The sequence below is a fragment of the Nostoc sp. CHAB 5715 genome (assembly GCF_020829685.1).
Lineage (GTDB): Bacteria > Cyanobacteriota > Cyanobacteriia > Cyanobacteriales > Nostocaceae > Nostoc.
The window spans coordinates 1-5,938 of sequence record NZ_JAIVFR010000437.1 but is presented as its reverse complement, the minus strand read 5'-3'; the positions used below and the strand labels follow the sequence as shown (position 1 = coordinate 5,938).

Annotated in this window: 7 protein-coding genes and 2 pseudogenes; 3 read left to right on the top strand and 6 right to left on the bottom strand. The window is 39.0% G+C overall.

Annotated elements, in window-relative coordinates; genetic code table 11:
• The 3 genes and pseudogenes from LC574_RS22485 to LC574_RS22475 all read right to left on the bottom strand — a co-directional run.
• A pseudogene (locus LC574_RS22485) lies at positions 1-338 on the bottom strand (IS630 family transposase); the annotation flags it as partial.
• Positions 339-581: 243 nt separating this feature from the next.
• Positions 582-1,334 carry a DNA-binding response regulator gene (locus LC574_RS22480; protein ID WP_229455728.1) on the bottom strand — a complete coding sequence of 251 codons (753 nt, stop codon included), beginning with the start codon at positions 1,332-1,334 and terminating at the stop codon, positions 582-584.
• Between the two features lie 83 nt (positions 1,335-1,417).
• Complete coding sequence (locus LC574_RS22475; RefSeq protein WP_229455726.1) at positions 1,418-1,825, bottom strand: hypothetical protein; 408 nt, start codon at positions 1,823-1,825, stop codon at positions 1,418-1,420.
• Positions 1,826-2,032: 207 nt separating this feature from the next.
• Between LC574_RS22475 and LC574_RS22470 the strand changes: the two genes are divergently transcribed.
• Positions 2,033-2,242, top strand: a complete 210-nt coding sequence (locus LC574_RS22470) for a transposase family protein (RefSeq protein WP_229455730.1) — start codon at positions 2,033-2,035, stop codon at positions 2,240-2,242.
• A gap of 332 nt (positions 2,243-2,574) precedes the next feature.
• Here the strand turns inward: LC574_RS22470 and LC574_RS39165 are convergent, their stop codons facing one another.
• Positions 2,575-2,778: a response regulator transcription factor gene (locus tag LC574_RS39165; protein WP_368736721.1), complete on the bottom strand. Its 204-nt coding sequence runs from the start codon at positions 2,776-2,778 to the stop codon at positions 2,575-2,577.
• Between the two features lie 390 nt (positions 2,779-3,168).
• Complete coding sequence (locus tag LC574_RS22465; RefSeq protein ID WP_229455725.1) at positions 3,169-3,390, bottom strand: DEAD/DEAH box helicase; 222 nt, start codon at positions 3,388-3,390, stop codon at positions 3,169-3,171.
• 61 nt (positions 3,391-3,451) lie between these two features.
• On the opposite strand from LC574_RS22465, the gene LC574_RS22460 reads away from it, so the two are divergent.
• Together LC574_RS22460 and LC574_RS22455 are read left to right on the top strand one after the other, a co-directional pair.
• The gene (locus tag LC574_RS22460) at positions 3,452-4,099 is read left to right on the top strand and encodes a Uma2 family endonuclease (protein ID WP_229455724.1); all 648 of its coding nucleotides are present in this window, start codon (positions 3,452-3,454) and stop codon (positions 4,097-4,099) included.
• 253 nt (positions 4,100-4,352) lie between these two features.
• Positions 4,353-5,308: pseudogene (locus tag LC574_RS22455) on the top strand (IS630 family transposase).
• Positions 5,309-5,377: 69 nt separating this feature from the next.
• Here LC574_RS22455 and LC574_RS39160 read toward each other — a convergent pair.
• The gene (locus tag LC574_RS39160) at positions 5,378-5,479 is read right to left on the bottom strand and encodes a recombinase family protein (RefSeq protein ID WP_229455729.1); all 102 of its coding nucleotides are present in this window, start codon (positions 5,477-5,479) and stop codon (positions 5,378-5,380) included.
• Positions 5,480-5,938 lie beyond the last annotated feature (459 nt).

Below are 5,938 nucleotides of genomic sequence, written 5' to 3'. Positions count from 1 at the left end.
TTGCCGCAATGTGGTAAAGTTTTGTGGTTTTCTTCCAACTAATTCCTGCTTCCTCAAACAGGTCATAGTAACTTTGTTTTGACTCATAAACCACGTCGTACTCACTCATCTTGCTTATATTCCAGTTCGCCAAGCTCCCAGATATCTTTGGTTTGTAGCCAAGTCAAAACATATAGCTCGTTGTCCACTCAAAAGGTAGCTTTTCCTCCCTTTATAGTTCAGCCGCAGTCCCTCAACTCCATCTTCTTCGTAGGCAAGATCCAAGCTGTTATTGACCCTCGTGATACGTCTAAAATTGTTTGGATTTCATCATATAGGTAACCTTGATCAATACCTTTGCCAAAATAAGAGCCTACAAAAATTTTGGCAAAAACTGGCAAAATCCCCATATATAAGCGTTTAGTTTCTAAGGTAGCTGCGACTGTCAGAACCTTTATACTGCGGGCAATACGTTAAAAAAACCTTGTGGGAAACCTTAAAGGAATTTTTAGGACTTATTGTTTTTGCCAAACCTCAGAGAACAGCGAGTTAATAGTCAAAGCGTCATCAACTCACCCTCGTAAATCGGCGAAGGTATTGATTTACCAAAAATTATTTTCAATAGGATCTGAACCAATCAGAAAATCAAAATTACCTTCACCCCTACTTCTCTTCAATGTTTCCATGATTTTTTTAGGGTTATCGTGGGGGCCATTGACATAAAATGGTTTCCCGTCACGACCACATTCAATACGTATTCTCCCATCCCATTCTCCGATGTGCGAACGCGATTTAGAAAAGTCTTTGTGTGGTTGAAACCCTAAGCTTTCTGCGTATTCGCAAGCACTAAATATCATCCCTTGGGCAACTTCAAGGGGAACCTCTTGCGGTTTTCCGGGAAATGGCTCGAATAGTGATTCTGTAAATTCTTTAAATTTTATCCTGTCTACTGTACGTGGTGGTATGGTATCTTTAACGCCCAAGCACCATATATCTAAAAGGTAACTACAGACCGTGATTTGATTGTATCGAGCAACTCTTGCAATAACTACCAATCCTAAACCGCGATCGATATCGTCATTGTTTTTTACAGGTAGGATTTTTGTCAGCAGATTTTTGATGCTGTTTTCTGGTGGGATTTTCGGTAACAATTGGATAAGACTCTCACTTGCTAAACACTGATATACGGGGTCTAGTTCTCCTTTTGTCAATCTATCTAATGTGGTTTGCTCTGCTTGATTTTGAATCGCTGCATTAACGGATGATACTTTGATACCCAATTTTCGGGCTATTTGTTTGGGTGTTAAATTCAATGCCCGTAAATCCATGATTTCTTGTTGTTGTGTTCCTGTCATAAATTACTACTCTCTACAAACAACCGGAGCAGAAATATTAAACCAAAACTTGCTTTTATTAATTTAATACCACAACGAATTACTCACAGCATTGTTTCTTTGTTGCATTCTGGTAGTATTTCCAACTCCAGAACCTTCAACACTTTTTCTTCCAAATCCGTCAAATAAGCACGCTTGGGCTTCTCCAGCGATTCCAAAAACCTCTGCACCGACTCCTCCAGCCTACTCGAATATACCCGTGAAATGCGATCGCACAAAGATTGCATCTGCTCACATTCAGCAGGTAAGTAATCGTAAGACTTTAGGTATTGCACCCCAACCGTTAGTTCTCTATTCCAAGTTCTCACAGTACAACTGAACTCACCAACATAAGTAACAATACACCAGCAACCGCCCCTGCCTCTGAGTTCGGCCCACATTCCGCTTTCATATCTGCGGAATGTGGGCTGGTAGCTGTTGGGTACTTGAGTGCGTTCGATTATGCGCTGCATTTAAAAGTCAGATAATTATCTTGCCAGATGTCAAGGATATCGTTGATGTTGTAGCTGGCGAACCTGGACCAAAAAGCGATATAACAATGTTGCCGAGAAAACCGCGATAACTTTGACCCAAAACAAAAATTTAAGGGAGATTTAGGAGATCTTGGAGAAGATTTAATTGACACACTTTCTTAAACGCCAAGAAATGGAAAGTTAACAATTGAACAGAAAAAAGAGAACAAGGAGTTTTCATCCAACCGAGTATTTGTTGAACACCGAATTCGTTCTGTAAAAATCTTTCGAGTTGTTCAAGAAAGATTTCGGTTAAATCCTAAAAAGTATGAACAAGTAATTTTGACAATTTGTGGAGTAGTAAGATTAGGAATTGGGGCACTTGTATTACCAGCAGAAATATACGCGTTTACCTGAGAGAAAATGAATGCACATAGCCACGTTTTTTGTCGGATTATTAACAACAAACATCTCAAACTCCTATTCTCTCGTCGAAACTAGCTGATTGCTCTCACTGGCGATCGCACCCTATAAGTTAGTCACAGAGATACTTGGGCAGTTTTCGGAGATGTCTATCAGTCATCTTGTCAAACAACGACTTGAAGATTTTACAGTGGGTAAAATCCAGCGAAGGTAAGCAAACTTATAAGCTCTTTCTTGATAATCAGCAAACTCTGGCTGCTTGTCAAGATGAAAACCGTTTGAAAGGATATTGTTTAATTCAAATGCAAAAAAACAAGAAAAATTAATCAACCGGTAGCTCTCCAGTCTTGGGCCAAAGGTTCTAGATAGCCAAGACTTTGAGCTTTAATAATGGCATTGACACGATCTCTAGCTCCCAACTTGAGAAAAAGGTTGCCAGTGTGGGACTTGACTGTGCTAATACTGATGAATAGTTGATTAGCGATTTCCTTATTGGAGTAGCCACTGGCAATTAATTTGAGAATTTCAATTTCTTGAGTTGTGGTTAATCAAAATGATTACTCATCGAAATAATTAGTTACTCCCCACACTCCCCACACCTCCCACACCTCCCCAAACTCCCCTAGTCTCCTAGCTCGGAATTATCATCTTTATCGAATGAGAATTCCTGATTTTTCTCAGTTTTGATAGGTGATTTTTGAGCTTGTTCTTTTGAAATTCGGTGCTGATTAAAGGCGACTATTTTTTGTAGCCTTTTTTGTCACTTTTTTACCGATTCTCTATCAATCGTAGCGATCGCCTTTTTACCCCAAACAAGAGGTATTTCTAATGATGACACAACTTTCAGCCCCTACGCCAACAAAAGATCCGTTAACCACACGCGATCGCCAAATCATTGCAAACATCGTGAATCAGTCCGATTATTCCCACAATTGCCAGCCCGAAGATGTAGTGACGATCTTCGCTGTTTCCGTTTTTCCTGACCCTGTTGGTGCGCGGAGGAGGATGTCTTGACGTTTAAGGATTTTGGCAATCGTTTGGTGTTGAAATTGATGTGGGGGGAAGGTGGTGAGGGTTTGGAAATATTCATCAATCATCATTGATAAAATAGAGTAGGATAAATTTTGATGTTGTTCAGTCATCAATTGCGAATTATGAAATTTATACCATGCTTATTATTGGTTACTGATTCTGCGAGGAATTATGGTATTAACTGAACCTCGCGCTGATCGAGTGGTTCTCTACAATATCAGTTGGCAACAATTTGAGAATTTATTAATAGACTTAGGTGAAAGCCGTGCAGTCAGGGTAGCTTATCATGATGGCACGTTAGAGATTATGACACCATTACCAGAACATGAATATTACAAAGAAATAATTGGTGACATCATCAAAGATACATCTGAAGTTTTGGAGCTAGATTATGAATGTTACGGCTCAACTACCTGGAAACGAGAACTAAAAAAGGCTGGGATAGAATCTGATAATTGTTTTTATTTCCAAAATGAAGCCTTAATTCGAGGTAAACTCAAGTTTGATTTAAATCAAGACCCACCTCCAGATTTAGCTTTAGAAATTGATGTTACCAGTAAATCTTTAGATCGCTTTCCCATCTATGCACGGTTAGGCGTACCTGAAATTTGGTCTTATGACTCTGGAGAAATCAAAATTTACCAGTTGCAAGGTGAGGAATATCTTGAAAGAGAAACAAGTTTAGTGTTTTCTAATCTGAATATTCAAGAAATTCCATCACTAATTGAAAGATACCGTATGGCAGGAAGACGAGTTTTCCGACAAGCAATCAGGGAGTGGGTTAGGGGACAAATGGGTGAAAAAGGGCAAGGAGTGTGATCGCTGTTTCGGTTTTTCCACATTTTATTTTAAGTAAGAAATAACACAAATGTAAATAGAGCAAATTACCCAATTGATTTCACACTTTTAATACTTCCATCATCCTTCAGGGCGGTAATTTTCACTTTTACTACCTGCCTTTCTTTAAGAGAACTTGCTTTTTTAGGTTATTTCTCAGTCAGCTATATAGCGTTTCCTAGTCAAATGAGGTACAATATCTAAATTTAATGTAGTGCATCTCAGAAAAGTAGCAATGAAAGCATACTCGCTTGATTTACGTCAGAAGATAGTTGATACGTACTTAGAAGGGGGAATATCGCAACGTCAGCTTGCAGAAAGATTTAAAGTAGCTTTGAGTTTTGTGGAAAAATTACTCAAACAATATCGAGAAACAGGAAGTCTAGCCCCGAAAATTAGGATACAACAAACTCCACCAAAGTTAAACGAGCAGCAATTGAATATTCTTCAAGAAATTGTAGAAGCAAATAATGATGCTACATTAGCAGAGATTCGTGTTATGTTGTTAGAAAAAACAGGAGTTTTGATTGGTCGCTCAACAGTAGATAGAATGTTAAATCGAATGGAATTCACGGGGAAAAAAAACATTACATGCAGATGAAAAAGAAACTGAAAGGGTTCAATCCCTCAGAGTAAAATTTTGGTTATAAATGCAAGCTATATCTCCTGAAAACCTTATATTTATTGACCAAGCTGGTGTAAATCTATCTTTAATAAGACGATTAGCTCGTGCCACTAAAGGCACTCATAGCGCATGGAACTCGCCCTCAAAACAAGCGCAAAAATGTCTCCGTAATTGGTGCAATTGGACTGAAGGGTGTGATTAGCAAATATAGCCTTTTAGGTGCAACTGACGGGCTGACATTTGAAGCTTTTATTTCTCAATATTTAGTTGCAAATCTCTGGGAAGGGGCTTGTGTTGTAATGGACAATTGCTCCATTCATCTAGGCAAAGAAATTAAAAACTTAATTGAAATGGCAGGAGCAAAATTAATTTATTTACCACCATATTCTCCTGATTTTTCTCCAATTGAAAACTGTTGGTCAAAGATTAAGAGTATATTACGTTCTCTCGGTGCCCGAAACTATCCAGATTTAGCACAAGCTATTGAAGCAGCTTTTGAGAAAGTCTCTTTAAATGATATTCGTAATTGGTTTACCCATTGCTGCTACTGTACCTCACTAGGCTAGGAAACGCTATAAAGCCGTGACTTTGGAACGTTCAGTGCGGTCATGTTTAGTTCCAGAAACTGTTTCTTTTCAAACACCAACCACTTCAAAGCCACAAACGGCAGCATACTCTAGTAAGTCCCGTTCTTGCCGCTCACAGGACTGGTCAGTTGTGGAAACCCGACAATAAATTATGTAATCTCCGATTAAATCGTGATTTTTCTAACATTCTTGGCATCAGCTTATGGTCTTTCATATAGTCACAAGCTTGACTGTGATTACCATTGAAAAACATCGCGGCAACGAGTACCGTAGTGAAAATTTGCTGCATCACTCATCTCTCTACGAAGATCTTCTCGGTGTCCAATAGCTTTCAGTAGGTCATCGATGATAGCATAGATCGCAATTGTTTCATTTAACATATGCCCCTCCGAATTTTCTGACTGGAGGGGATTTTATTGCTTAAGTGGTCGCGTGCGATCGCACTCCCGCATAACTAGCAACTTGGGTTAATAGGGATTTTAGTTGATTGCGATTTGTTCAAATTTGGTCATTGCCCAGAATTCATAAACTGCGTTTCACTTTTAACCCTCAATTTGGCAAAATTATACACCAAGCTGTAGCTAGCCGACCTGAAAGTGATGCTTGGGT

Coding starts and splice junctions, on each gene's coding strand:
- LC574_RS22480 (WP_229455728.1), bottom strand. CDS start 1,334: ATGACAGGAACACAACAACAAGAAATCATGGATTTACGGGCATTGAAT.
- LC574_RS22475 (WP_229455726.1), bottom strand. CDS start 1,825: ATGCAGCGCATAATCGAACGCACTCAAGTACCCAACAGCTACCAGCCC.
- LC574_RS22465 (WP_229455725.1), bottom strand. CDS start 3,390: ATGACTGAACAACATCAAAATTTATCCTACTCTATTTTATCAATGATG.
- LC574_RS22460 (WP_229455724.1), top strand. CDS start 3,452: ATGGTATTAACTGAACCTCGCGCTGATCGAGTGGTTCTCTACAATATC.